General features: G+C 61.9%; 21 protein-coding genes. 13 read left to right on the forward strand and 8 right to left on the reverse strand.

Going from position 1 to position 23,194, the window contains the following annotated elements:
• The first annotated feature begins 136 nt into the window (after positions 1-136).
• Positions 137-2,119 (forward strand): sigma-54-dependent Fis family transcriptional regulator, encoded by a 1,983-nt coding sequence (locus QF043_RS10945; RefSeq protein ID WP_307418481.1) that lies wholly within the window; start codon positions 137-139, stop codon positions 2,117-2,119.
• Positions 2,120-2,427: 308 nt separating this feature from the next.
• Here QF043_RS10945 and QF043_RS10950 read toward each other — a convergent pair whose 3' ends face one another.
• On the reverse strand, positions 2,428-3,477 hold the full coding sequence (locus QF043_RS10950) for a LacI family DNA-binding transcriptional regulator (RefSeq protein WP_307418482.1): 1,050 nt from the start codon (positions 3,475-3,477) through the stop codon (positions 2,428-2,430).
• Positions 3,478-3,638: 161 nt separating this feature from the next.
• Between QF043_RS10950 and QF043_RS10955 the strand changes: the two genes are divergently transcribed.
• The 5 genes from QF043_RS10955 (at position 3,639) to QF043_RS10975 (ending at position 8,195) form a co-directional block, all read left to right on the forward strand.
• Positions 3,639-4,724: a fatty acid desaturase family protein gene (locus tag QF043_RS10955; protein WP_307418483.1), complete on the forward strand. Its 1,086-nt coding sequence runs from the start codon at positions 3,639-3,641 to the stop codon at positions 4,722-4,724.
• Positions 4,725-4,839: 115 nt separating this feature from the next.
• Positions 4,840-5,160, forward strand: coding sequence for a MocE family 2Fe-2S type ferredoxin (locus QF043_RS10960; protein ID WP_017134582.1), 321 nt, complete (start codon positions 4,840-4,842; stop codon positions 5,158-5,160).
• A 2-nt stretch (positions 5,161-5,162) separates the two neighbouring features.
• Positions 5,163-6,362: an NAD(P)/FAD-dependent oxidoreductase gene (locus QF043_RS10965; RefSeq protein ID WP_307418484.1), complete on the forward strand. Its 1,200-nt coding sequence runs from the start codon at positions 5,163-5,165 to the stop codon at positions 6,360-6,362.
• A gap of 1 nt (position 6,363) precedes the next feature.
• The gene (locus tag QF043_RS10970) at positions 6,364-7,182 is read left to right on the forward strand and encodes a sugar phosphate isomerase/epimerase (RefSeq protein ID WP_307418485.1); all 819 of its coding nucleotides are present in this window, start codon (positions 6,364-6,366) and stop codon (positions 7,180-7,182) included.
• A 50-nt stretch (positions 7,183-7,232) separates the two neighbouring features.
• On the forward strand, positions 7,233-8,195 hold the full coding sequence (locus QF043_RS10975; protein ID WP_307418486.1) for a Dyp-type peroxidase: 963 nt from the start codon (positions 7,233-7,235) through the stop codon (positions 8,193-8,195).
• Here the strand turns inward: QF043_RS10975 and QF043_RS10980 are convergent.
• Positions 8,192-9,064 carry an undecaprenyl-diphosphate phosphatase gene (locus QF043_RS10980; RefSeq protein ID WP_065932133.1) on the reverse strand — a complete coding sequence of 291 codons (873 nt, stop codon included), beginning with the start codon at positions 9,062-9,064 and terminating at the stop codon, positions 8,192-8,194. The two genes, QF043_RS10975 and QF043_RS10980, sit on opposite strands and share 4 nt — an antisense overlap.
• A 179-nt stretch (positions 9,065-9,243) precedes the next feature.
• Between QF043_RS10980 and QF043_RS10985 the strand changes: the two genes are divergently transcribed.
• Positions 9,244-9,750, forward strand: coding sequence for a GNAT family N-acetyltransferase (locus QF043_RS10985; protein WP_307418487.1), 507 nt, complete (start codon positions 9,244-9,246; stop codon positions 9,748-9,750).
• Here QF043_RS10985 and QF043_RS10990 read toward each other — a convergent pair.
• Complete coding sequence (locus tag QF043_RS10990) at positions 9,728-10,672, reverse strand: GlxA family transcriptional regulator (RefSeq protein WP_305453891.1); 945 nt, start codon at positions 10,670-10,672, stop codon at positions 9,728-9,730. The genes QF043_RS10985 and QF043_RS10990 overlap by 23 nt on opposite strands.
• A 185-nt stretch (positions 10,673-10,857) precedes the next feature.
• Here QF043_RS10990 and QF043_RS10995 point away from each other — a divergent pair, with 185 nt between their 5' ends.
• From QF043_RS10995 to QF043_RS11005, 3 genes are all read left to right on the forward strand, one after another.
• A complete protein-coding gene (locus QF043_RS10995) occupies positions 10,858-11,466 on the forward strand; it encodes a TetR/AcrR family transcriptional regulator (RefSeq protein ID WP_307418488.1) in 609 nt (202 codons plus the stop codon).
• Complete coding sequence (locus QF043_RS11000; RefSeq protein ID WP_307418489.1) at positions 11,463-12,140, forward strand: type 1 glutamine amidotransferase domain-containing protein; 678 nt, start codon at positions 11,463-11,465, stop codon at positions 12,138-12,140. Before QF043_RS10995 ends, QF043_RS11000 begins: the two co-directional genes overlap by 4 nt.
• A gap of 79 nt (positions 12,141-12,219) precedes the next feature.
• Positions 12,220-13,353, forward strand: a complete 1,134-nt coding sequence (locus tag QF043_RS11005) for an alkene reductase (protein ID WP_307418490.1) — start codon at positions 12,220-12,222, stop codon at positions 13,351-13,353.
• A gap of 1,406 nt (positions 13,354-14,759) precedes the next feature.
• Here QF043_RS11005 and QF043_RS11010 read toward each other — a convergent pair.
• Positions 14,760-15,758 carry an NAD(P)H-quinone oxidoreductase gene (locus tag QF043_RS11010; RefSeq protein WP_307418491.1) on the reverse strand — a complete coding sequence of 333 codons (999 nt, stop codon included), beginning with the start codon at positions 15,756-15,758 and terminating at the stop codon, positions 14,760-14,762.
• A 186-nt stretch (positions 15,759-15,944) separates the two neighbouring features.
• Between QF043_RS11010 and QF043_RS11015 the strand changes: the two genes are divergently transcribed.
• On the forward strand, positions 15,945-16,325 hold the full coding sequence (locus tag QF043_RS11015; RefSeq protein ID WP_056859411.1) for a DoxX family protein: 381 nt from the start codon (positions 15,945-15,947) through the stop codon (positions 16,323-16,325).
• A gap of 61 nt (positions 16,326-16,386) precedes the next feature.
• Here the strand turns inward: QF043_RS11015 and QF043_RS11020 are convergent, their stop codons facing one another.
• The 4 genes from QF043_RS11020 to QF043_RS11035 form a co-directional block, all read right to left on the reverse strand.
• Positions 16,387-17,205: an alpha/beta fold hydrolase gene (locus QF043_RS11020; protein WP_307418492.1), complete on the reverse strand. Its 819-nt coding sequence runs from the start codon at positions 17,203-17,205 to the stop codon at positions 16,387-16,389.
• 87 nt (positions 17,206-17,292) lie between these two features.
• Entirely contained in the window at positions 17,293-18,684 is a 1,392-nt protein-coding gene (locus QF043_RS11025) for an alginate export family protein (RefSeq protein ID WP_307418493.1), read from the reverse strand.
• The gene (locus QF043_RS11030) at positions 18,681-19,574 is read right to left on the reverse strand and encodes a VOC family protein (RefSeq protein ID WP_307418494.1); all 894 of its coding nucleotides are present in this window, start codon (positions 19,572-19,574) and stop codon (positions 18,681-18,683) included. Before QF043_RS11030 ends, QF043_RS11025 begins: the two co-directional genes overlap by 4 nt.
• Positions 19,575-19,759: 185 nt before the next feature.
• Entirely contained in the window at positions 19,760-20,332 is a 573-nt protein-coding gene (locus tag QF043_RS11035; protein ID WP_056859407.1) for a LuxR C-terminal-related transcriptional regulator, read from the reverse strand.
• 130 nt (positions 20,333-20,462) lie between these two features.
• Here QF043_RS11035 and QF043_RS11040 point away from each other — a divergent pair, with 130 nt between their 5' ends.
• Both QF043_RS11040 and QF043_RS11045 read left to right on the forward strand, forming a co-directional pair.
• Positions 20,463-21,641 carry an acetyl-CoA acetyltransferase gene (locus QF043_RS11040; protein WP_065932124.1) on the forward strand — a complete coding sequence of 393 codons (1,179 nt, stop codon included), beginning with the start codon at positions 20,463-20,465 and terminating at the stop codon, positions 21,639-21,641.
• Positions 21,642-21,644: 3 nt separating this feature from the next.
• Positions 21,645-23,180 (forward strand): class I adenylate-forming enzyme family protein, encoded by a 1,536-nt coding sequence (locus tag QF043_RS11045; protein ID WP_307418495.1) that lies wholly within the window; start codon positions 21,645-21,647, stop codon positions 23,178-23,180.
• Positions 23,181-23,194 lie beyond the last annotated feature (14 nt).

Raw genomic sequence — 23,194 nt, forward strand, 5'->3', positions numbered from 1 at the left:
TGGGGTAAAAGCAAGCACTATGCCAATATTTAAGATGTTGATATTTAACGGATTATAAAATTCTATAAACAATAAGTGTTCATTCTGATGACATGCCTATACTGACATGTCAAAAATATGAACATGGACTGCCGCAATGACCCCCGTTCCCATGGCTTTCAGCGTGCAAGACCTCGACTACCTCACGGCCCTGGGGCCGGCTTCGCTGAACGACGGCCCGATTGCCGCGCTGGAACAGGCATGGCAGGCGTGTCAGGCCGGCGTGGTTGAACGCCCGGCCGACGTTCGGCAGGTGATTTGGGATTCGTGGCGGGGCAGTGTCGAGGCGGGTATCAGCCCGGATGACAGCCAATACCGGTTTGTCGCCGCCGACGCGCTGGCGGCCACCCTGGCGACTCACCGCGTGCTGATCGCGGCGGCGGCGCAGGTCATGCGCGGCTTGCTGGCCTACAACCCGCGCGGGCACATCAACCTCACCGACGCTGAGGGCACGACCCTGTATTTTTGCGGGCTGGATATCACGCCCATCGGCAGTCGCCTGCTGGAATCGGTACAGGGCACCAACTGCACTGGCCTGGCCCTGGCCGAAGACCGCCTGGTGTACGTGCTGGCCGAGGAAAACTTTGGCCGTGGCCTGCGTGAACGCCGCATGCATTGCGCCGCCGCGCCGATCAAGAATGCCCAGGGCCAGACCCTGGCCATGCTGACGCTTACTGCCGAGCCCGGCTGGTTTCATTTCCACACCCTGGGCACTGTGCAAGCGGCCGCCGAGGCGGTGGCGCGGCAGATGGCGTTGCAAGCGCTGCTGGAGGAACAGCAGACGGTGCTCGAGGTGCTAAACGAAGGCTTGGTGGTGCTCGATGAGCGTGGCTGCATCAAGGCGCTCAATCGCTACGCCCGGCAATTATTCCGCGTCGGCCTGGAACTGCTCGGCAGCCCGTTCCAGCGCCTGGGCCGCAGTGAGCTGAGCGATGCCATGTTGCTGCGGGCCGGCGAGGGCGTGCGTGACCTTGACTGCACCTTCCACTTGCACGACCGCAGCCAACTGGCGTGCCTGGTGTCGGTATGCCCGCTGGAGCAGGGCGGGGTGATTGTGTCGCTGCGCGAAAGCCGGCGTATCCGCGAAATCACCCGGCGTATTATCGGCACCCAGGCCAGCTACACCTTTGAAACCATCCAGGGTAATTCGCGGGCGATCCAGGACGCGTTGCACTTGGGGCGTATCGCCAGCCGCAGCGATTCCACCACCTTGATCCTCGGCGAAAGCGGCACCGGCAAGGAGCTGTTTGCCCAGGCGATTCACAACGGTAGCGAGCGCCATAAAGGCCCGTTTGTGGCGGTCAATTGCGGCGCGATCCCACGGGACCTGGTGCAAAGCGAATTGTTCGGGCATGTCGAGGGCGCGTTCACCGGCTCCGCCCGTGGCGGCTCGGCGGGCAAGTTTGAACTGGCCGATGGCGGCACGATTTTTCTCGATGAAATTGGCGACATGGCATTCGACGCCCAGGTCAGTTTGCTGCGGGTATTACAGGAAGGTGAAGTCACCCGTGTCGGCGCAAAAAGCTCCCGCTCAGTGAATGTGCGCATTATCGCCGCCACCCATCGCAACCTCAGCCAGGCGGTAGCAGAGGGTGCGTTTCGTGAAGACCTTTACTACCGTCTCAATGTCTTGAACCTGACCGTGCCGCCGTTGCGCATGCGCCGTGACGATATCCCGCTGCTGGCGCGGCATTTCCTCAGTCGGTGCGCCCGTTCGATGCGCAAAGCGGTTCAGGGTTTTTCGCCGGATGCACTGGTGTTGCTCGCGGCCTACGGCTGGCCCGGCAACGTGCGTGAGCTGGAAAACAGCATTGAGCGGGCAACCAACCTGGCGATGGGGGAATTGATCCAGGCTGCCGATTTGCCACTTGAAACCCAGCAGCGTGCAGCCTTGCGCCCTTACGAACCTCAGCCCGCACAGGACCTGAGCAGCCATGAGCGGCACGCTATCGTCGCCGCGCTTACCGCTGCCGGTGGCAATATCCGTTTGGCTGCACGGCAGTTGAACGTGTCGCGTGGCGGGCTGTACAACAAGATGAGCCGGTTCGGGTTGAGCGCCGGGGATTTTCGCGTGCCGTAATCCCCAAGCAAAACCCGGTGAAAAGTGGGAGCTGGCTTGCCTGCGATTTGCGGAGTGTCAGTCGATAAATGTGTCACTGACCCACCGCAATCGCAGGCAAGCCAGCTCCCACATTTGGATCTCCATAGTTTTCCAAACTATTTGTGACGCAGCTCAAACCCCACCCACACGCTACCGATCTGGACTGAAACTCGGTCACCTGTGGGAGCTGGCTTGCCTGCGATTTGCGGAGTGTCAGTCGATAAATGTGTCACTGACCCACCGCAATCGCAGGCAAGCCAGCTCCCACAGTTTTTGATCGTTGTGTATCAGTTGGACAGGTTCTCCGAGGTCACGATCTGCAGTGGGATATGCACTCTGTGCCGCAGCGGGTCGAAGGCCTCGGCGGTCTGCAACGCCACCAGTAATTCGATCAGCGCGGTCGCCGTCTGCCGTGGCTGTGAGTCCATCACCACATCAATCAAACCCCGGCTCAGCGCCTCACGCGACAACGCGGTGGACTCCTGCAAAATGCAGCACAGCGCCGGCCGCTTGGGCAGTTGCGCCAGGGCATTGATCACGCCGTCACCGCCGCCGCCCACCACGCACAGGCCGCGCAAGTCGGTGTGGCGGGTGAGCAGGTCGAGGGTGGCTTCTTCAGTGATGTCGCTGTTGTCCAGGTTGATCAGCGGTTCCAGCGGCTTGAGCCCCGGCGCATGTTCGGCGAGGTAACTGTGCAAGCCTTCAACCCGTGCCTGGTGGCCGAGAAAACGATGGCCGCCCAACAGGATGCCGACGCTGCCTTTGCGTGCGCCGCAGGTGCGCGCCAGCAGCCAGCCCATGGTGCGCCCGACCACATGGTTGTCCTGGCCCACATAAGCCTCCAAGGCGTGTTCGTGGATATCCGAGAGCAGCGCAACCACAGGCACGCCGGCTTCGCGCACCTGCGCCAGTGTGGCGTTGATCAACGGATGGGCAAAGCTGACCACCGCCAGGGCGTCGCACTGCACCGCCAATTGCTCGATCTGTGCGGCGATGGCGCTGGGTGTGCGGTCGAGAATGTAGTCGAACTGGCAGGTCAGGTTGGCTGTAGCGTGATGCTGCGCAGCCGCGCTGATCGACTGCGCCAGGTTGGCGTAAAACGCTTGAGCGGTGCCCAGCAACAGGACGCCGAAGCGATAAGTGGGGCGCCGTTCGCGAATGCGCTGGCCAATCAGCCGTGCAGCAAAATAACCCACGGCTTCGGCGGCCTGGAACACCTGCTCGGCGGTCTGCGGGTTCACCGGCGCACGGGCGTTGAGTACGCGGTCGACGGTGGCCACACTCAAGCCCGCCTGGGCGGCAACGGTGGCGATGGTCGGGCGTTTATTATTGTTCATGACAGGCCTCTCAAACGTCTTGATAGAAAACTATCAAGCCCCGCTGGGCCTGGATGATAGCTTGATAGGGAATGGATTCAAGGCCTTGAGGCGGATTTATCCGCGCTCTATGGTTTGTTCGCAAAGCACCTGTTACCCAACGCTTGCGGAGAACAATAACAATGTCTGAACACACGCCTCACCGCGCCCGGCGCGACTACAGCCTCACCGGTCCGGAAGCTGCCCGCGCCGCAGAGAAGGGCCTGGTCTCGGCCAGTTGGTATCAATCGCCGATCTCGCGCAAACGCATGAAAGAACTGATGCAGCGCCGCGACGGTCCGGCGTTGCTCGATACGGCCCTGTGGGTGTCCGCGCTGCTGGTCACGGGGTTTGGCGGCTACTGGTTCTGGGGTTCGTGGGCGTGCGTGCCGTTCTTTATGGCTTACGGCGTGCTCTACGGCACCGCGTCCAACCCGCGTTGGCATGAGACCGGCCACGGCACCGCCTTCAAGACCCGCTGGATGAATGATGGGTTGTACCAGGTGGCAAGTTTCATGTGCATTTTCGAGCCACACGTGTGGCGCTGGAGCCATGCGCGGCACCACACCGACACCATCGTGGTCGGGCGTGACCCGGAGATCGTCGAGCCGCGCCCGCCAAGCCTGGTGATGATGGGCCTGAGCCTGTTCAACCTGCCGCTGGCCTGGAAAACTTTCAGCGGCGTGGCGCGCCATGCGCTCGGCAAGATGAGCGTCCAGGAGCAGGACTTCATCCCCGAGTCCGAATGGCCCAAGGTGTTCCGTGCTGCGCGGATCTGGGTCGGCATTTATGCGCTGGTGATCGGCACCGCGTTGTACCTGCACAGCTGGCTGCCACTGATGCTGGTCGGCCTGCCGAGCCTGTATGGCGCCTGGCTCGGCTACCTGTTCGGCCTCACCCAGCATGTGGGCCTGGCCGAGGATGTACTGGACCACCGCAGCAACTGCCGCACCATCTACATGAATCGCGTGCTGCGCTTTATCTACATGGACATGAACTACCACCTCGAACACCACATGTACCCGATGGTGCCGTACCACGCGTTGGCGCAACTGCACGAAGAGATCCGCAGCGACTGCCCGCCGCCGTACGCGAATATTCTTGAGGCGTACAAGGAAATCCTGCCGACGATCTGGAAGCAGCGCAGCGACCCGAGCTATTTCGTGCAGCGCCCCACTCACAGTGGCGAGCCAGCTAGCTCGCGCTGGGCTGCGCAGCAGCCCCAATAAAAACCACCGCATTCTTTCAGACACCACTCGACTGCCGAACTTGGGGCCGCTTCGCAGCCCAGCGCGAGCAAGCTCGCTCGCCACAAGCAAGGCCATTCATAGAGAGAAAAACACCATGAACGATCAATGGATCGACGTCTGCGCCGTGGGCGAAATTGACGAAGAAGACGTGCTGCGCTTCGACCATGGGCCGCACACTTACGCGGTGTACCGCTCGGCCGAGAATGAATTTTTTGCCACTGCCGGCCTGTGCACCCACGAGAAAATCCACTTGGCCGACGGCCTGGTGATGGACCACGTGATCGAGTGCCCCAAGCACAACGGGCGCTTTGATTACCGCTCCGGCAAGGCCCTCGGCGCGCCGGTGTGCGTCAACCTCAAAACCTACCCGGTGCGGGTCGAAGCGGGGCGGGTTTTGCTCGCCGTGACGGCGTGAGCATGAACGCCCCCCTGATCATCGTCGGCGCCGGCCATGCCGGTGGCCGTGCGGCGCTGACCTTGCGCGAAGAAGGCTACACCGGGCGCCTGATCCTGATCGGCGATGAACCGCACTTGCCCTACGAGCGCCCGCCGTTATCCAAGGGCTTGCTGCAAGGCAGTACGGACCTGGCGGGTTGCAGCCTGTGTGACAGCCAGCGCATGGCCGCGCTGGGCATCGAACATATCGCCGGCAACCCGGTCACGCGCCTGGAGCCGCAGCAGCAACGGCTGCAACTGGCTGACGGCCAATGGCTGGACTTTGCCGGTGTGCTGCTGGCCACTGGCGGCCGGGCGCGACGCTGGCCTGTGGAGCAGGCGAACATGCTTTACCTGCGCACCCATGATGAGGCGCTGGCCCTGCGCGACGCCTTGCGCCCCGGCACGCGGCTGGTGGTGGTCGGCGGTGGTTTTATCGGCCTGGAAGTGGCGGCGACCGCGCGCGGCCTGGGCTGCCAGGTCACGGTGCTTGAAGCAGGCCCACGCTTGGCGGGCCGGGTGTTGCCGCCGGTGATCAGCCAAGCGCTGCTGGATGTGCATCGCCAGCAAGGCGTGGCGGTTCATCTGAATGTGGCACTCGAATCCATCGACGCCGACGCGGTGCAACTGGTCGATGGGCAACGCTTGCCGTGCGATCGGGTGGTGGTCGGCATTGGCATGCAACCCAATCTGGAACTGGCCGCAGCCGCGGGGCTGGAAGTAGGGCAGGGCATTCGCGTCAACGCGCAGCTGCGCACCAGTGCGCCGAACATTTATGCGGCGGGCGATGTCTGTGAGTTTCGCCTGGGTGGCCTGTATCAACGCCAGGAAACCTGGCGCAATGCCGAAGCCCAAGGCCGCCATGCTGCGCTGAATATGCTCGGGCGTGAGTTGCCGTTCGAGGCCATGCCGGGTTTCTGGTCCGACCAGTACGACTGGGGCTTGCAGACCGTCGGCGTGATGACCCCGCTGACGGTCAGCCGGGCACTGCCGGGCGGCGGTTTGCTGTTGTTCCACCTGGATACCGACGGGCATTTACAAGGCGCTTGCGGCTGGGCGCTCGGCAATGGTGTGGCCAAGGACATCAAGCTGTGCGAACGCTTGATCAGCGCGCGCATTGCACTCAATGCGGCCGACCTGGCCGACCCGGACGTTTCCCTTAAACATTTGCTGCGAGGCTGATATGCGCCAATTGCTGGTGTTCCAATCCCTCTGGGCCATGCAGACTGAACCTGGGCCGCTGGAAGCCCAGCTCGATCGCATCGCCGCCGCCGGCTTTGACGGCATCACCGACCATTATTGGAAACCCGCCGAGGTCGCGCGCCTGCACGCTGCCGCCAGCGCCAGGGGCTTGCAGATCGAAGGCCAGCTGTTCCCGCAATCGGTGGATGACCTGGCCGCCGCGCTGGATGTGATCAGCCGCTATGGCTGCCACCACCTCACCCTGCAGGCCGATGTACGCCCGCGCACGCTGGGCGAGGCGGCCCGGTTGGTCGAAGGCTGGCAGCGTCTGGCCGAACAGGTGGACTTTCCGATCCTGCTGGAAACCCATCGCTACCGGCTTACCAACGACCTGTTGTTCACCCTCGACTTGCTTGCACAGATGCCCAACCTGAAGCTGCTGGCCGACCTGTCCCATTACGTCGTCGGCCGGGAGTTGCCGGAGCCTGGCGCGGTTGAGGACGACGAACACATACGCACAATATTGCGCCATAGCTGGGGCTTTCACGGCCGGGTGGCCAGCAGTGAACAGGTGCAGGTCTCTGTGGATTTCCCTCAGCACCAAGCCTGGGTCGAACGCTTTACCGATTGGTGGCGCTACGGGATCGAAGACTGGCTGGCCCGGCCCGACACGCCCAATAGCCTGTCATTCACCTGTGAACTGGGCCCGCCGCCCTATGCAATCACGGATGCAAACGGCGGTGAAATCAGCGACCGCTGGGCCGAGGCGCTGAAGTTGAAAATCCTGATTCGCCAAGTGTGGGAGAGCTGCCAGCGATGATCTGCTAATCTGCGCGGGTTAAAACCGCCCTTAGCCTGTGGACTTTCATCATGAAGACTTGCCCTGTTCAGCCACCTCTTGAGCCGCAGTCCGTCTGCCATCCCATCACCAGCAGCGCGATCTTCATGGTTGCAACCGTCGCTCCCGGCAGCGAAGACCAGGTGCGCGCCTGGTGCGGCGACATCGCCGGGCTGGTGCGTTCGGTGGGCAAGCGCGTGCCGGCGGGCAACCTGACCTGTGTCTGCGGGTTCGGCTCGGATGCCTGGAGCCGGCTGTTCGGCGGGCCACGCCCGGCGGCCTTGCACCCGTTTCGCGAGTTCGGCGTGCCAGGGCGCATGGCGCCGTCGACGCCCGGCGATATCCTGCTGCATATTCGCGCCGAGCAGATGGACCTGTGCTTTGAATTGGCCACGCAGCTGATGGTGGCCCTGGGCGACAGTGTCAAGGTGGTGGATGAGGTTCAGGGTTTCCGTTACTTCGATATGCGCAGCATCATCGGGTTTGTCGACGGCACCGAGAACCCGGTGGGGCGCAAGGCTGTCGGCTTTACCATCGTCGGCGATGAAGACCCGGAATTTGAAGGCGGCAGCTACGTGCTGGTGCAGAAGTACCTGCACAACATGAGCGCCTGGAACGAGCTGACGGTGGAAGCGCAGGAGAAGGTGATCGGGCGTACCAAACTGGCCGACATCGAGCTGGATGAAGAGACCAAGCCGAGCAACTCTCACAGCGCCTTGACCGTGATCACCGACGCCGATGGCGAAGAAGTGAAAATCCTGCGCGACAACATGCCCTTTGGCCGCCCGGGCGCCGGCGAGTTCGGCACCTACTTTATCGGCTACGCGCGCTCGCCGCAGCCTCTGGAATTGATGCTGGAAAACATGTTCGTCGGCCGCCCGGTCGGCAACTACGACCGTTTGCTGGACTTCAGTACCGCCGTGACCGGCGGCCTGTTTTTTGTGCCTTCGGCCGATTTGCTTGAAGAGCTGGCCGACCGTCAACCGGGGGCTTAACTGAGCAACCCGGTGCTGACCGCCACAATCAAGAAGATCCCCAGCAGCGCGCGATAAATCACAAACGGCCAGGTGGAGAACCGCTCCAGGAACTTCATCAGGCCCCAGATCGCGAAGAACGCCGAGATACTTGCCACCACCAGGCCGAAGAGCAAATGTGGCCAGGCGTGGGCCGGCATGTCGGCATGCAGCAGCACCCACAGCTCCTTCAAGCCAGCCAGCGCGATGGCCGGCAGGCCCAGCAGGAACGAAAAGCGCGCGGCTTCTTCACGCTTGAAGTTGAGGAACAGCGCCGCGGTCAGTGTCGAGCCTGAACGCGAGACGCCGGGAATCAACGCGCCAATCTGCGCGACCCCGACAATCAGTGCATCACGCAGGCGCATTTGGCCCATGTCGCGGGTGTGGCGTGCGCGCACTTCGGCCACCGCCAGCAATACCGCCATCACCACACAGGAAATGCCGATGACCATCAGGCCGCGCAACGGCGAATTGCAGCTGTTGAGGGTCGAGGACAAGGCCAGGCCGGCAATACAGATAGGGATGGTTGCCAGCACAATCGCCACCGCCAGCTTGAACCACGGGTCGTTGTAGTCGCCCCGGCGTACCGCACCGATGCTGCCTGTGGTGACCTGGCGCACATCGCGCCAGAAATAACTGACCACCGCCGCCAGCGCCGCCAACTGCATCGCCGCCGAAAACGCCGAGCCGGGGTCTTGCCAGCCGAGCAGGGCGGGCACCACACGCATGTGGGCGGTGGACGACACCGGCAGCAGCTCGGTAATGCCCTGGATCACCCCCAGGATAAAAATCTGCAGGTAATCCAGGGAGGCAAAGCCCACATCCAGGCCGGCGGAACAGACGTTGGTCAAAATAGAGGTCCTTGAGAAAAAGGTCGAAGCTGACGAAGTTTATTCTAAATGTTTCAGGAATTTCGGTTGGACGGCGCAAATCCGCAATCGGTTCAGCAAACAGAAAGGTTATGCAATGTATTGGCCTGCGCGCGTGTTTTGTGAACAATGGCGCCCTGCGTTTTGTCACCGAGAGCCCCATGCCTGAAACCACCGTTGAACTGATCCAGACCGGCCCCGAAGAGTCCGAGCTGATCCGCAATCTCTACCAGTATTACGCCTATGAGTCCTCGGACTGGGAGCAGGAGGATGTCGAGGCGGATGGCCGCTTCTACATCCACGATGAGCACCTGACCCGCTACTGGCATGACCCGCAATGGAGCGCCAACCTGCTGCTGGTGGACGGCTATATCGCCGGCTTCCTGCTGATCGAGGGCAGCGAACTGCCGGGCATTGACGCCCTGGAACTGGCCGACCTGTTCATTCTCAAGCGCTACCGCCGCAAAGGCATTGGCCGTGCCATCGCCACCCAGGTGTTGAGCAGCGGCCAGGCCGATTGGCTGGTGCGTTTTTATGACCAGGATGAAGTGTCACAGGCGTTCTGGCGTGCCGTGCTGGATGAATTGCCGCGCCCGGTGCAGACCCTGGAGCTTGAGGATGACCCGCAGTTGGTGAGTTACCTGATTACCCGAGCGGTCCTGCATTAAAAGCCTGCTGCATGGCCTGGGGCGGCTGCCCGAAGGCACGCAGAAACGCCTGGCGCATGCGTTCGCGATCACCAAAGCCGGTTTCGCGGGCCACCACTTCGACCGGGTGACGGCTGGTTTCCATCAGCGCCCGGGCCGCCTCCACGCGCAGTGATTCGATGGCCTTGGCCGGGGTTTGCCCGGTTTCTTCGCGAAATACCCGGCTGAACTGGCGCGGGCTCAGGCGGGCGACCTCGGCCAGGGCTTCCACCGACAGGTCGTGGGTCAGGTTTTCGCGGGCATAGGCCAGGGCCAGTTGCACGCGGTCGGACTTGGGGTCCAGTTCCAGCAGGGCCGACAACTGCGACTGCTCACTGCCGCGACGTTGCGCAATCACCAGTTTGCGTGCGATGCGCCGGGCCAGGTCGCCGCCCAGGTCGGCCTCGACCATGGCCAGTGCCAGGTCGACACCGGCGCTCATGCCGGCGCCGGTCCAGATCTGGCCGTCGACCACGAACAACTTGTCCTCTTCGAGTTGGATGTGCGGGTAGCGCTTGCGAAAGGCGGGCGCGTGGATCCAGTGGGTGGTGGTGCGCTTGCCGTCGAGCAAGCCGGCTTCGGCCAGCACGAAAATGCCCATGCACAATGAGGCTACGCGCCGTGACTGGGCGGAGGCGGCCTTGACCAGTTCGAGCAGGTTGGCTTCCGGCAAGCGAAATTCCAGATAGCCGCTGACGATCAGCGTGTCATAACCCTGTGCGCGGATCGGCGTGGTGTTCACCGAAAAGCCTTGGGAGGTCATCACGGCGCCGCCGCTCTCCGACACCAGGTGAAACTCATAGGCCGGCTCGCCGCGCAGCAGGTTCGCGCATTCAAATACCGAGCCCAGGCTGAGGCTCAGGGATTGGAAGTTCGGGTAAACCATCAGCGCAACGCTGTGCATCATTGTTCTCCAAAAACGCGGGCCAGGGGCACGGGAGTGGCGATTGTCGGCGGGTGCCGGGGAAACGGCAACCGGCTTTGTGGCATGTCCGGAATCCTTGCGCATATGACATTGTTGAAGATTTACCTGGCGCCTAACATCCCCTCAACGAACTAGACGACTGGTCTAATCGGAGGGGAGGCGTGATGAACAACGACACTAAAAGTACCCGGCAGGCGATTCTGGACACGGCGCAAGTGATTGTCGGCCGTAAAGGATTTTCTGCGGTGGGCTTGAACGAAATACTGCAAGCCGCCGAGGTACCCAAAGGCTCGTTCTATCACTACTTCAACTCCAAGGATGCCTTCGGCGTGGTGTTGCTCGACAGCTACTTCGAGCATTACGTCAACGGCATGCAGCAATTGTTCGATCAGCCTGATCTGTCAGGTTTTGCCAAGTTGATGCGTTATTGGCACTCCTGGGTCGACAACCAGACCGGCTGCACCGACACGGGCAAATGCCTTGCCGTCAAACTCGGTGCCGAGGTGTCAGACCTTTCAGAGCCGATGCGCCTGGCCCTGCAGCGTGGCACTGCACGCACCATTGCGTTGCTGGCAGAAGCCTTGCAGCACGGCGTTGAAGACGGTTCGCTGCAGGCACAGCCGCACCCCGAAAGCCTGGCCCGGCGCCTGTATGCGTTGTGGCTGGGGACCAGCGTCATGAGCAAGATCACCCGAACATCCGCGCCGTTTGATGAGGCGCTGCTACTCACACAACACCTACTGCAACCCATCGATCGAGGCACTGGAAAATGAAAGTATTAATGGTACTGACCTCTCACGACCAGCTGGGCAATACCGGTCGTAAAACCGGCTTCTGGCTTGAAGAGTTTGCCGCTCCGTATTACACCTTCAAGGACGCCGGTGCCGAACTGGTGCTGGCATCCCCGGCCGGTGGCCAGCCACCGCTGGACCCGGTCAGCGGTCAGCCGGATGCGCAAACCGAAGACACCCGCCGGTTTGCCGCCGACTCGGCCGCGCAGCAGGCGCTGGCCAACACGGTCAAGCTGGACTCGGTGAATGCCGCCGATTTCGATACGGTGTTTTACCCAGGCGGTCATGGGCCATTGTGGGACCTGGCCGAATCGCAAACGTCGATCGCGTTGATCGAAGCCTTTGAGCGCGCCGGCAAGCCGATCGGTTTTGTCTGCCATGCGCCGGGCGCGCTGCGTCACGTCAAGGCGGTCAACGGTGAAGCGTTGGTGAAGGGCCGTCGTGTAACGGGCTTCTCCAACTCAGAAGAAGCTGCGGTGGGCCTGACCGATGTGGTGCCGTTTTTGATTGAAGATGATTTCAAGGCACTCGGTGGCCTGTATGAGAAGGGCGCCGACTGGCAGTCCTTTGTGCTTGAAGATGGCTTGCTGGTGACGGGGCAGAACCCTGCCAGTTCCAGCGACGTGGCCAAGGCCCTGCTGAAACTCACCGCTTAAATTAACTAACCGTTGTACGCATTGGCGGCTCTCAAGAGCCGCCAACGCTTTTGTTCGCCCTGAATTTGGACAGTGACTCATGACTATGCGTGTTTTAAATACCCCGGTAAAACTGGGGCATCACACCTTGAATAACCGGGTTGTGCTGCCGCCCTTGACCCGTCAACGCAGTGCGCAACCGGGTGATATCGCCACCGACCTGATGGCCGAGTATTACCGCCAGCGCGCCACTGCCGGGTTCATGGTCAGTGAAGGCACGCAGATCGAACCGCGTGGCCAGGGTTATGCGTGGACGCCGGGCATTTATACCCCGGCGCAGATCGACGGTTGGCGCCAAGTCACCGAGGCGGTGCATGCCGAAGGCGGAGTGATTTTCGCCCAGTTGTGGCATGTCGGCCGTGTGTCCCACAACGCGCTGCAGCCAGATGGATTGGCACCGGTCGCGCCCTCTGCGTTGCAGGCGGAGCAGGCGAAAGCCTTTATCGAAACCGGCCCCGGCGTGGGTGAATTGAAACAGCCGCCGGTGCCGCGTGCATTGAGCGTGCTCGAGATTGAGGAGTTGGTTGGGCATTACGCACAGGCTGCGCGCAATGCCTTGGACGCCGGGTTCGATGGCGTGGAAATCCATGCCGCCAATGGTTACCTGGTCAACCAGTTCATCTCTGCCCATGCCAACCAGCGCGACGACGAATACGGCGGCTCGTTGCACAATCGCCTGCGCTTTTTGCGCGAAATCGTCGAAGCAGTGACGGCCGTGGTCGGGCCGGAGCGTCTTGGCGTGCGTTTTTCGCCGCTGTTCAGCGGCACTGATCAGGACCGCGTGTATATCGGCCTGGTGGAGGAAGACCCGCATCACACCTATATCGAGGCGATCAAGGTGCTGGAGGCGTCCGGCATTGCCTATGTGTCCATCGCCGAAGCCGACTGGGACAACGCGCCTGACCTGCCTGAAACCTTCCGTCAGGCGGTGCGCAGCACCTTCAGCGGGCGGATCATTTACGCCGGGCGTTACACCGCTGAGCGTGGTGCAAAGCTGTTGGAGTCGGGGCTGGCGGACTTGATCGCCTTCGGTCGCCCGTTCATTGCCAACCCGGACCTGCCACAGCGACTGTTCAATGACTGGCCATTGAACCCGCTGCGGGCAGAAGGGATGTACGGCGGCTCGGCGCAGGGCTATACCGACTACCCGGTGTACGCCGGGTCAGTGCGCTGAGTCGCTGCGATGGCGGTGGGTCAGGCAACTTATATGTCGCCAGTGCCGCCGCCTTCGCAGCCTCGCTAAAGCTCGACAGCTCCCACATTTGAGTTTTGTCGCTGGGTGACTCTGCGTTCGACGCGATGGCCCTGCAAACCGACCCCCCAGCAACACAGCCAATCCCCTGTGGGAGCTGTCGAGCTTTAGCGAGGCTGCGAAAGCGGTGGGTCAGGCAACTTGTGTATGGCCTGTGCCGCCGCCTTCGCAGCCTCGCTGGGGCTCGACAGCTCCCACATTTGATCTTTGTCGCTGGGTGAATCTGCGTTCGACGCGATGGCCCTGCAAACCGAACCTCCAGCAACACAGCCGATCCCCTGTGGGAGCTGTCGAGCTTTAGCGAGGCTGCGAAAGCGGTGGGTCAGGCAACTTATGTATCGCCAGTGCCGCCGCCTTCGCAGCCTCGCTGAAGCTCGACAGCTCCCACATTTGAATTGCTTCGCTGGGTGAATCTGCGTTCGACGCGATGGCCCTGCTGACAGAGAGCTAAGCAACAAAGCCGATCTACTGTGGGAGCTGTCGAGCTTCAGCGAGGCTGCGAAAGCGGTGGGTCAGGCAACTTGTGTATGGCCTGTGCCGCCGCCTTCGCAGCCTCGCCGGGGCTCGACAGCTCCCACATTGGAGCTTTGTTGCTGGGTGAATCTGCGTTCGACGCGATGGCCCTGCAAACCGAACCCCCAGCAACACAGCCGATCTCCTGTGGGAGCTGTCGAGCTTCAGCGAGGCTGCGAAAGCGGTGGGTCAGGCAACTTATATGTCGCCTGTGCCGCCGCCTTCGCAGCCTCGCCGGGGCTCGACAGCTCCCACATTTGATCTTTGTCGCTGGGTGAATCTGCGTTCGACGCGATGGCCCTGCAAACCGACCCCCCAGCAACACAGCCGACCCCTGTGGGAGCTGTCGAGCTTCAGCGAGGCTGCGAAAGCGGTGGGTCAGGCAACTTATGTATCGCCAGTGCCGCCGCCTTCGCAGCCTCGCCGGGGCTCGACAGCTCCCACATTTGAGCGTTGTCGCTGGGGGGATTTGTGCTTGCCTCGATGGCCCCCGCGAACTGAGACCTAACCAACACAGCCAATCCCCTGTGGGAGCTGTCGAGCTTTAGCGAGGCTGCGAAAGCGGTGGGTCAGGCAACTTGTGTATGGCCTGTGCAGCCGCCTTCGCAGCCTCGCTGGGGCTCGACAGCTCCCACATTGGAGCTTTGTTGCTGGGGGGATTTGTGTATGGCGCGATGGCCCTGCGAACTGAGACCTAACCAACAAAGCCGATCCCCTGTGGGAGCTGTCGAGCTTTAGCGAGGCTGCGAAAGCGGTGGGTCAGGCAACTAATATTTCGTCTGTGCCGCCGCCTTCGCAGCCTCGCCGGGGCTCGATTACTTCACTTGCAACACGATCTTGCCAATATGATCCCCGCCTTCCATTCGCGCATGGGCCTGGGCGGCGTCGGTGTATTCGTACACTTTGTCGATGATCGGCAGGCAGCGCCCGGCGGACAGCACCGGCCATATGTATTCGTGCAGCTGCTCAGCGATTGCGGCTTTCTCGTCTTTGGTGCGAGCGCGTAACAAGGAACCGGTGATGACTGCGCGTTTACCGAGGATAGTCAGCAGGTCGACGTCATTGGCTTTGCCGCCGCCGAGGAAGCCCAGCATCACCAAGTGCCCGTCCATGCCCAGGGCCTTGAGGTTGTTGTTCAGGTAGGAGGCGCCCATGATGTCGAGGATCACGTCGACGCCTTTGTCGCCGGTCTTCTTGGCGATGACCTCGGCAAAGTCCTGCTCGCGATAATTGATCGGCTCGGCGCCCAGTTTGGCAATCGCCGCGCATTTCTCGGCACTGCCGGCGGTGGCGAACGCCTGGATGCCGAACTCCTGGCAGAGCATCAGTGCGGTGGTGCCGATGCCACTGGTGCCGCCGTGGATCAAGGCGCGTTGGCCTCTGTGCGCGCCACCCAGGCCGAACAAGTTGGCCCAGACAGTGAAAAAGGTTTCCGGCACGGCAGCGGCTTGAATCCAATCCATGCCTTCAGGCACCGGCAGGGCCTGGCTGGCGGGTACGGCGCAGAACTGTGCATAGCCGCCACCATTGGTCAGGGCACAGACCTTGTCGCCCAGGCTGTATGCACTGACGCCGTCGCCCAGCGCAACCACTTCGCCGGCCACTTCCAGGCCCGGTATCGGGCTCATGCCGGGTTTCATGGGGTACTTGCCAGCGCGTTGCAGGGCATCGGGACGATTGACCCCGGCGGCGTGCACTTGAATCAGAATCTCGCCGGGGGCGGGTGAGGGCACTGCAACCTGACGAGGCTGAAGCACCTCAGGGCCGCCGAAGGTGGTGATTTCAATCTGGGTCATGTCGTGGGGCAGAGTCATGTTCACGATTCCTGTAGCGATGAGCGTATGAAGTGGGACCGCAGCCGGTGGTGGTTGATTCAACCGGGGTAGTTCGTGTGGCGCCCAGCATAACCGGCTCTTTACCATAAGGTCAGCACAGGCTTGCAAGCTCGGGCTCGGTTCAGCGGACACAATCGACGTCGGTTTCTTTTATGGACGTTGCAGATGAATGAATCAAAAAGTCAGGCGCTTGGGCTGCTGTTTCTGCGAGTCAGTGCATCGCTGTTCTTGCTGTGGGTGCATGGGCTGCCCAAACTGCTCCACTACAGCCAGCAATTGACGCTGATCGAAGACCCGTTCCACCTGGGCGCCAATGTCACGTTGTGCCTGGCGATTGGCGCTGAAGTTGTCTGCCCGTTGTTGATTATCGCCGGGGTCTGGGTGCGCCTGGCCTGTTTGCCGATCCTTGCAGTGCTGCTGGTGGCTTTGCTGGTAGTGCACCCGGAGTGGTCGCTGTTTGAAGGGCAGTTTGGATGGCTGCTGTTGATTCTGTTTTCCAGCATTCTGATCGCAGGGCCAGGTCGCCTGGCACTTGGTCACGCTTGAGCCTGAACAAAAAAAGGCCGGGTAAGCCCGGCCAAAGAAAGGAGAGGGTGACGCCGTTGCTTCAGCGGTTGAGGAAGGCCAACAGGTCTTCGTTCAACTGCTGGGTGTGAGTGGCGGCAAAACCATGCGGCGCATCCTTGTACACCTTCAATTGCGCGCCTTTTATCATCTGCGCCGCCACTTTGCCGGTGGTCTCGAACGGCACGATCTGGTCGCCATCACCGTGGATCACCAGGGTCGGCACATCGACCTTGGCCATGTCCGGGCGAAAGTCGGTTTCGGAGAATGCCGTGACGCAATCAACCGTCGATTTGAGCGATGCCAGCAAGGCAATCTGCAAGGTCTGGGTGAGCACGCCCGGCGAGACCTTCTGCCCCTGGTTGATGCCGAAGAACGGGGTATTGAAGTCGCTGATAAATTGCGCGCGGTCCTTCAGCAGCCCGGCCTTGATACCGTCGAATACATCGGTGGGCACACCTTGCGGGTAGTCCGCTGTCTGACCGAAGATCGGTGTCACGGCACCCAGCAATACCAGGCCGGCCACGCGTGCGCTGCCATGGCGGGCGATGTAGCGAGCAACGTCGCCGCCGCCCATGGAGAAGCCCACCAGGGTCACGTCGGTGAGGTCCAGGTGTTCAATCAACTGGGCAATATCGTCGGCGAAGGTGTCGTAGTCATTGCCGGTCCAGGGTTGGTCGGACCGGCCAAAACCACGGCGGTCGAAAGCGATGGTGCGAAAGCCGCGGCTGCTCAGGTATTCCATCTGGTATTCCCACATATCCGCATCCAGCGGCCAGCCGTGGCTGAACAATACGGGTTTACCGCTGCCCCAGTCCTTGAAGTAGATCTGGGTACCGTCTTTGGCAACGAATGTGCTCATGCATAACTCCTTGGTTGAGGGGGATGACTGCGCGTTACTATTGCCCTGCATTTGTCGAAGGGCTTGTACACCTGTGCTTGGCTGGGTTTACCAACTGAATTTGAGCTCGACTCCCAGGTAATTGCTGTCGTCACCACCGGCCTCGCGCAGGGTGCGGCCCACCGCGTAATGCACGGCTTCGACCGCGCCGGCAAGGTTCGGTGTGAAGGCATAGTCGGTGCGCAACTGAGTGTAGGCGCCGGTCCAGCGTTCGCCTTGGCCTGCAGTGCCGGCCACGGGCAAGTTCGGTTGGGTATAGACCGCGTCTTCGGTGGTCTGTCGCCAGAGCAGGCCGATGGCAGTCTGTACGCTCAGTTTGGAAATGGGCTTGACGGTGATCGACGGTTTGACGTGGATCAGGTTGCTGTAGCCCGTATAGCCGGCCAGTGAAAAATAGTAGCCGTTGGGAAACAGCGGGTTGAACGTGCCGACGGTAGCGTCACCCGCTTTGCGGTCGCCGGAGGCGATATCCAGTTGTACGCCGAGCCGTGGTTGCCATGCCAGGCCCTCAAGCGTATAGCCCGTACGGCTGCCAGCGGCCCACGCTCGAATCGACTTGCTCCCCACCGACCCCCTTTGCAGCATCGCCTCGATGTCCCAATCGAAGCCCTGGGCCGCGCCGCCCAGGCGGGCGTCGAACAGCTGGCGGGTTTCCTCGCCGTCGGCGTCCAGGTAATGCGCAGCGCTGCGTTCATACACGCCGTAGTAGGCCGACAACTCATTGCTGCCGCCCACCAATCGCTCGACCCGCAGCAGGTGAAAGCGTGCGTCGCTGTTGGAGCGGTCGTCGAAATGTCTCTCGTCCTGATACTGCACCGGCTGGCTGGCGATCGCGATAAAACGCCAATGGGTGGTTTCCCAGTCGGCCCAGAGCGCATCGAACGACTGGCGCACATTCGGCCCATCCCGCGACGAGATAAAACGCTGCAAGTCGAAGGCAAAGTCCTGGCGGCCGATACGGCTTTTGAACGTCCCGCTGCTGAAGGTGTTCACGTACTCGGCAAACGCCAGCCGCAAGTCGACACGGTTTTGATCGGCACCACCCACCGTGGTTTTGTTGTACGCCCGAGCATCTTCGAGTTGGGTGAACACCCGCCAGTTTTCGTCCAGGTGCAGGTCCGCGTGGACCTCAAAGCGCTGGATCAGGTAGCGATCACGCTGCACATCGCGCACGCCGAACCCACTGGCATCGTTCATCTCGAAACGTTCGCGCAAGCTCGCGCCCAACGACAGGTACGTCATCGGGTTGGCGCCTGACAGCGGGATGTACTTCAAATTGTCCAACGGTTGCGTGCGCAGCGCCGGGTCTTGCAGCACCGACCAGTTTTCCTGCCAGCGGTTGGTTTTGAGCACCGGTCGGGTGGCTTGCTCCTCGGCGTGGGCGCTGGCGGTGAGCAGCGGCCACAGCACGGCCAAGCCCCAGGGGGTACGACGATTCATTTTGCCGCGCTGAGCTGGTGAATTTCCGCGACGTATCCACCGGGAAATTCGACCATTGCGCTGCGCCGCCCTTTGCTCGCGAACGCCGGTACCAGCACAGTGGCGCCAGAGCCTGCGGCTTTGGCCAGGGTGGCCGTCAGGTCGTCGACCTGGTAACCGGTGGTCTCATGGCCGAACGGGTAGGGCAGTTGGCCATTGGTCACCAGTACGGCCATGCGTCCGAACGGCGATTGCAGGTCGACACGCCGGTAGAGGCCGCCCTGGCCGATATCGATACCCGGCGCGTGTTTGTCGTCAGCCAGGACCTTGCCATGGGAAAAGCCGAGGAACGCTTTGATAAACGCCTCGGCCCGCTCGGCAGGCAGGTAGACGCGGTTTTCCGGCACCGTCTGGAACCCTGCGTAGTTAGGGGCCTGGGTGTGCCAGTAGAGTTGCATGTTCACACCGCCTGGCCACTGCACCACGGCATCGCGGCCGATAGGGTCGGGAAAGTCACTGACAATCACGGCGGCACCATTTTCTCGCGCGGCCTTGAGGGCCACGTCCATGTCCTTGACCAGATAACCGTTGCGCTCCTGGCCAAACGGATGCGGTATGGGTGTGCTGAAACCGAACAGTGACACCGTACCGACCGGCGTCTGCAGCAATTGCGAGGTGGTACTGCTTGGCACTGGCAGTACGTTCACCACCACCTGTGGGGTACTTTTGCCACCGAAGGTCGCCAGGAAGCTCGTGGCAAAGCGGTCCACATCAGCGGGTGCCACGTATACATGGCTGGTGTCGTATTGCGGCGCCACGGCCACGCTCGGCGTTGCCGCAAACGCGCTGTTCATCATGGCCCCGGCCAACAGCGTCAATGCCAGGCTTACCCTATTCGCTTTTCTACCCATGCCTGCTCTCCAGCCGATTTTGGAAAGTCAGAAGTTTAGGCGGCCTGCATGGATGCGAATTGTATGGACGTGCTTGATGGAGCACTTGAGGCAGGAAAGTCCCCGGGCATGACAGGTGCGTTTTTCAGCGGGCAGCCCTGCTATCGCTTCGAGTGATAGCGGAACCCGACAAACATCTACCTCTGTCACGCCACCTTAATAATCTTCGACACCAACTCCACCACCGTCTTGGCCTGCAACTTTCTCATCAACCGCGCGCGGTGCACCTCCACCGTGCGGTGGGAGATCGCCAGGCGCAAGGCGATTTCCTTGGACTTGAGGCCATTGACGATGTGCATGGCGATTTCCCGCTCCCGTGGCGTGAGATCGCCCGTGCCCTGGTGCGTGCGGTCCAGGCGCTCGAAGTGCCAGATCATCAGTTTGAATGGGTCTTTGGGCGTGAGGGTGTAGCCGTGGGACTTGGCCCAGAACACTTCGCCGTTGTGGTGCTGCATGAAACGTTCGTCGGAGTAGAAGCCGTTTTCGCTTTCCAGCAGCCATTCATGGCTGCGCTTGCCAATGGCGTGGTAGTCCGCCTGGGAAGGGTAGATCAGCAGCGTCAGTTGGTTGACCAATGCGTCGCGCGAATAGCCGAACAACTGCAGGAAGGCCTCATTACAGTCGACCATTACGCGGTTGCGGGTGACCAGTTGCGGCGCGGGGGAGAGTTGGAACGCCAAGCGTTCTATGTCGTGGAACTGTTGTGCAAACGCGTTCATTGGGCATCCTGCCTCGTCGCTTTTCTCAACTGGGGCTACTTAGCCATGTAAGTAGTTGCACGAATTGGCGCGCGCCCAACGGTGGGTCATTGTAGGTAAATGTCCGCACCAAAAATAGAAGAAATTGATTATGCCAGCTGATTGCGTCTCCATTGTTGCTGCCGGTCATTCACGTTTCGGTCGCCTTGAAGGCACCCGCCTGGAGGATCTGATCGTACAGGTCACCCGCGAAGCCCTGAAGGACGCGGCAATTGACGCGAGCGAGATCGACGCGTTATTCCTTGGCCATTTCAATTCGGGGTTGGTGCCCGATGGGTTCCCGGCTTCGCTACTGCTGCAGGCCGACCCTGGGCTGCGCTTCAAACCGGCGACCCGCTGTGAAAACGCTTGCGCGTCCGGGTCGGCGGCGATCCTGGCCGGGGTTCAGGCAATCCTGTCCGGCAGCGCCGAGCTGGTACTGGTGGTGGGCGCCGAAAAGATGACCCACACCACCACCGCCGAGGTGACCCAGGCCTTGGCCGGTGCCGGCTATCAGAACGACCCGGCCGAAGCAGGCTTGAGTTTCCCGCAGTTGTTCGGCCGTGCGGCACGTCAATATGCCGAGCGCTACCACTGCCCGTTGGGCTCGATGGCGGCCATCGCCACCAAAAACCACTCCAATGCCATGGCCAACCCGTTGGCGCAGATGCACCGGGTGATGGATTTCGAACACTGCAACAACGTGTCCCAGAGCAACCCGTTTGTGGCCGATTCGCTGCGCCTGACCGATTGCTCGCTGATCAGCGACGGCGCCGCCGCGATCATCCTGGCTTCGCCCAAACGTGCGCGCGCGTTTCGTCGTGATGTGCAGATTCGCACACTGACCCAGGTCAACGATTGCCTGCCGATTGCCCAGCGCGACATCCTCGCCTTTGAAGGCCCGCAACGCGCGATCCACACGGCGTTGCGCGGGGCGAATATCACCCTGGCCGACCTGAGCTTCGCCGAGGTGCATGACTGCTTCACCATCGCCGAGCTGCTGATCTACGAGGCGATGGGCCTGGCGCCCAAAGGCGAGGGGCACCGTGTGCTTGACAGCGGCGTGGTGCGCGCAGGCGGGCGGTTGCCGGTGAACCTGTCCGGCGGGCTCAAGGCCAAGGGGCATCCGGTGGGCGCCACCGGCGTGTCGATGCATGCCCTGGCGTTTCGCCAATTGACCGGCGAGCCGATCGGCCTGGCAGTGCCTAACCCCGAGTTCGGTTTGGTGTTCAATATGGGCGGGATGGCCGTGGCCAACTATGCCTCGGTGCTGCACGCGCGTCGGAGCTGAGCCATGAACATTGCCAACTGGCTGCACGACACCCAGCGCCGCGACCCGCAACGCCCGGCGTTGTTTGAAGGCACGCGGCAAGTCGCCGACTACGCAACCTTCGCCGCCCATGTCCGCCAACGGGCCGCGCAACTGGTCGATCAATATGGCCTGGTGCCGGGCGATGCGGTGGCGCTGTTGATGAAAAACAGCTGCGACTACCTGGAAGTGCTCTACGCCGTCTGGTGGCTGGGCGGCGTGGTGGTGCCGATCAACGCCAAACTGCACCCGGCAGAAGCCGCGTGGATTGCCACCGATGCCGAGGCCCGCTTGATCTTTACCGACGGCGGCCGGGTCTTCGCGTCATCCCGGGACTTGCCTGCGCGCTGCAAGGAACTGGACGCTCACACGCTGCCGCCGACCCGTGGCTGGCCGACCCTGGAGCAGCCGGTGCCGCGCCAGGATCAGGACCTGGCCTGGCTGTTCTACACCTCCGGCACCACCGGGCGCTCCAAGGGCGTAATGCTGTCCCACGCCAACCTGGTCGCCATGTCGCTGTGTTACCCCACGGATGTCGACCCGGTGAGTGCTGACGACGCAGCCGTGTATGCCGCGCCGATGTCCCACGGGGCGGGGCTGTATAACTTTATCCATGTGCGTTGCGGCGCCCGGCATGTGGTGCCGGCTTCCGGCGGTTTTGATGCCGGCGAGCTGTTTGGCCTGGCTACAGAGCTGGGCAATGTATCGCTGTTCGCCGCGCCGACCATGGTCAAGCGCATGGTCGAACAGGCGCGGCGCGAGGGTTATGGCGGCGACGGCATCAAGACCATCGTCTACGGGGGCGGGCCGATGTACCTGGCCGACCTGTGCGAGGCGCTCGACACCTTCGGCCCGCGCTTGGTGCAGATCTACGGCCAGGGTGAAAGCCCGATGACCATCAGCGTATTGCCCCGCGCCCTGATCGCGGACCGTCAGCGCCCAGGCTGGTCAACCCTGGCAGCCTCCGTGGGCCACGCGCAAGCCTGTGTTGAAATCCGTATTCTGGATGCCCGGCACCAACCGCTGCCGACCGGCGAGCGCGGTGAGATCGCCGTGCGCGGCGCCACGGTGATGCAAGGTTATTGGCGCAACCCGCAGGCCACTGCGCACACCCTGGTCGATGGCTGGCTGCTCACCGGTGACATCGGCTTTCTCGACCCGGCCGGCTACCTGACCCTCACCGATCGTTCCAAAGACGTGATCATCAGCGGCGGCAGCAATGTGTACCCGCGTGAAGTCGAGGAAGTGCTGGTGCAGCATCCCGAGGTGTCCGAGGTGTGTGTGGTGGGCGAGCCGGACGCGCAATGGGGCGAGTCCGTGGTGGCCTTTGTGGTCACACGCAGCGGGCAGGCATTGGATGAGGCCGAACTCACCGCGTGGTTTCTGGAACGCATGGCGTCATTCAAGAAACCCAAAAAGTATGTGTTCAGAGCCGATTTGCCGAAGAACAGCTACGGCAAAACCCTCAAGACCGACTTGCGGCAGTGGTTGAAAGCAGCGAGTATCGCCGCGCTTTCCTAGCTTTTCATGGACAG

Origin of the sequence: Pseudomonas sp. W3I7 (genome assembly GCF_030816095.1) — a bacterium.
Taxonomy (GTDB): Bacteria; Pseudomonadota; Gammaproteobacteria; order Pseudomonadales; family Pseudomonadaceae; genus Aquipseudomonas; species Aquipseudomonas salomonii.

Excerpts from the sequence above, each read along its gene's own strand:
- QF043_RS10990 (WP_305453891.1), bottom strand. The coding sequence starts at position 10,672 with ATGCACAGCGTTGCGCTGATGGTTTACCCGAACTTCCAATCCCTGAGC.
- QF043_RS11010 (WP_307418491.1), bottom strand. The coding sequence starts at position 15,758 with ATGACTCTGCCCCACGACATGACCCAGATTGAAATCACCACCTTCGGC.
- QF043_RS11015 (WP_056859411.1), top strand. The coding sequence starts at position 15,945 with ATGAATGAATCAAAAAGTCAGGCGCTTGGGCTGCTGTTTCTGCGAGTC.
- QF043_RS10945 (WP_307418481.1), top strand. The coding sequence starts at position 137 with ATGACCCCCGTTCCCATGGCTTTCAGCGTGCAAGACCTCGACTACCTC.
- QF043_RS10950 (WP_307418482.1), bottom strand. The coding sequence starts at position 3,477 with ATGAACAATAATAAACGCCCGACCATCGCCACCGTTGCCGCCCAGGCG.
- QF043_RS11000 (WP_307418489.1), top strand. The coding sequence starts at position 11,463 with ATGAAAGTATTAATGGTACTGACCTCTCACGACCAGCTGGGCAATACC.
- QF043_RS11045 (WP_307418495.1), top strand. The coding sequence starts at position 21,645 with ATGAACATTGCCAACTGGCTGCACGACACCCAGCGCCGCGACCCGCAA.
- QF043_RS10955 (WP_307418483.1), top strand. The coding sequence starts at position 3,639 with ATGTCTGAACACACGCCTCACCGCGCCCGGCGCGACTACAGCCTCACC.
- QF043_RS11025 (WP_307418493.1), bottom strand. The coding sequence starts at position 18,684 with ATGAATCGTCGTACCCCCTGGGGCTTGGCCGTGCTGTGGCCGCTGCTC.
- QF043_RS10995 (WP_307418488.1), top strand. The coding sequence starts at position 10,858 with ATGAACAACGACACTAAAAGTACCCGGCAGGCGATTCTGGACACGGCG.
- QF043_RS11040 (WP_065932124.1), top strand. The coding sequence starts at position 20,463 with ATGCCAGCTGATTGCGTCTCCATTGTTGCTGCCGGTCATTCACGTTTC.
- QF043_RS10970 (WP_307418485.1), top strand. The coding sequence starts at position 6,364 with ATGCGCCAATTGCTGGTGTTCCAATCCCTCTGGGCCATGCAGACTGAA.
- QF043_RS10975 (WP_307418486.1), top strand. The coding sequence starts at position 7,233 with ATGAAGACTTGCCCTGTTCAGCCACCTCTTGAGCCGCAGTCCGTCTGC.
- QF043_RS11035 (WP_056859407.1), bottom strand. The coding sequence starts at position 20,332 with ATGAACGCGTTTGCACAACAGTTCCACGACATAGAACGCTTGGCGTTC.
- QF043_RS10965 (WP_307418484.1), top strand. The coding sequence starts at position 5,163 with ATGAACGCCCCCCTGATCATCGTCGGCGCCGGCCATGCCGGTGGCCGT.
- QF043_RS11005 (WP_307418490.1), top strand. The coding sequence starts at position 12,220 with ATGACTATGCGTGTTTTAAATACCCCGGTAAAACTGGGGCATCACACC.
- QF043_RS10960 (WP_017134582.1), top strand. The coding sequence starts at position 4,840 with ATGAACGATCAATGGATCGACGTCTGCGCCGTGGGCGAAATTGACGAA.
- QF043_RS11020 (WP_307418492.1), bottom strand. The coding sequence starts at position 17,205 with ATGAGCACATTCGTTGCCAAAGACGGTACCCAGATCTACTTCAAGGAC.
- QF043_RS11030 (WP_307418494.1), bottom strand. The coding sequence starts at position 19,574 with ATGGGTAGAAAAGCGAATAGGGTAAGCCTGGCATTGACGCTGTTGGCC.
- QF043_RS10985 (WP_307418487.1), top strand. The coding sequence starts at position 9,244 with ATGCCTGAAACCACCGTTGAACTGATCCAGACCGGCCCCGAAGAGTCC.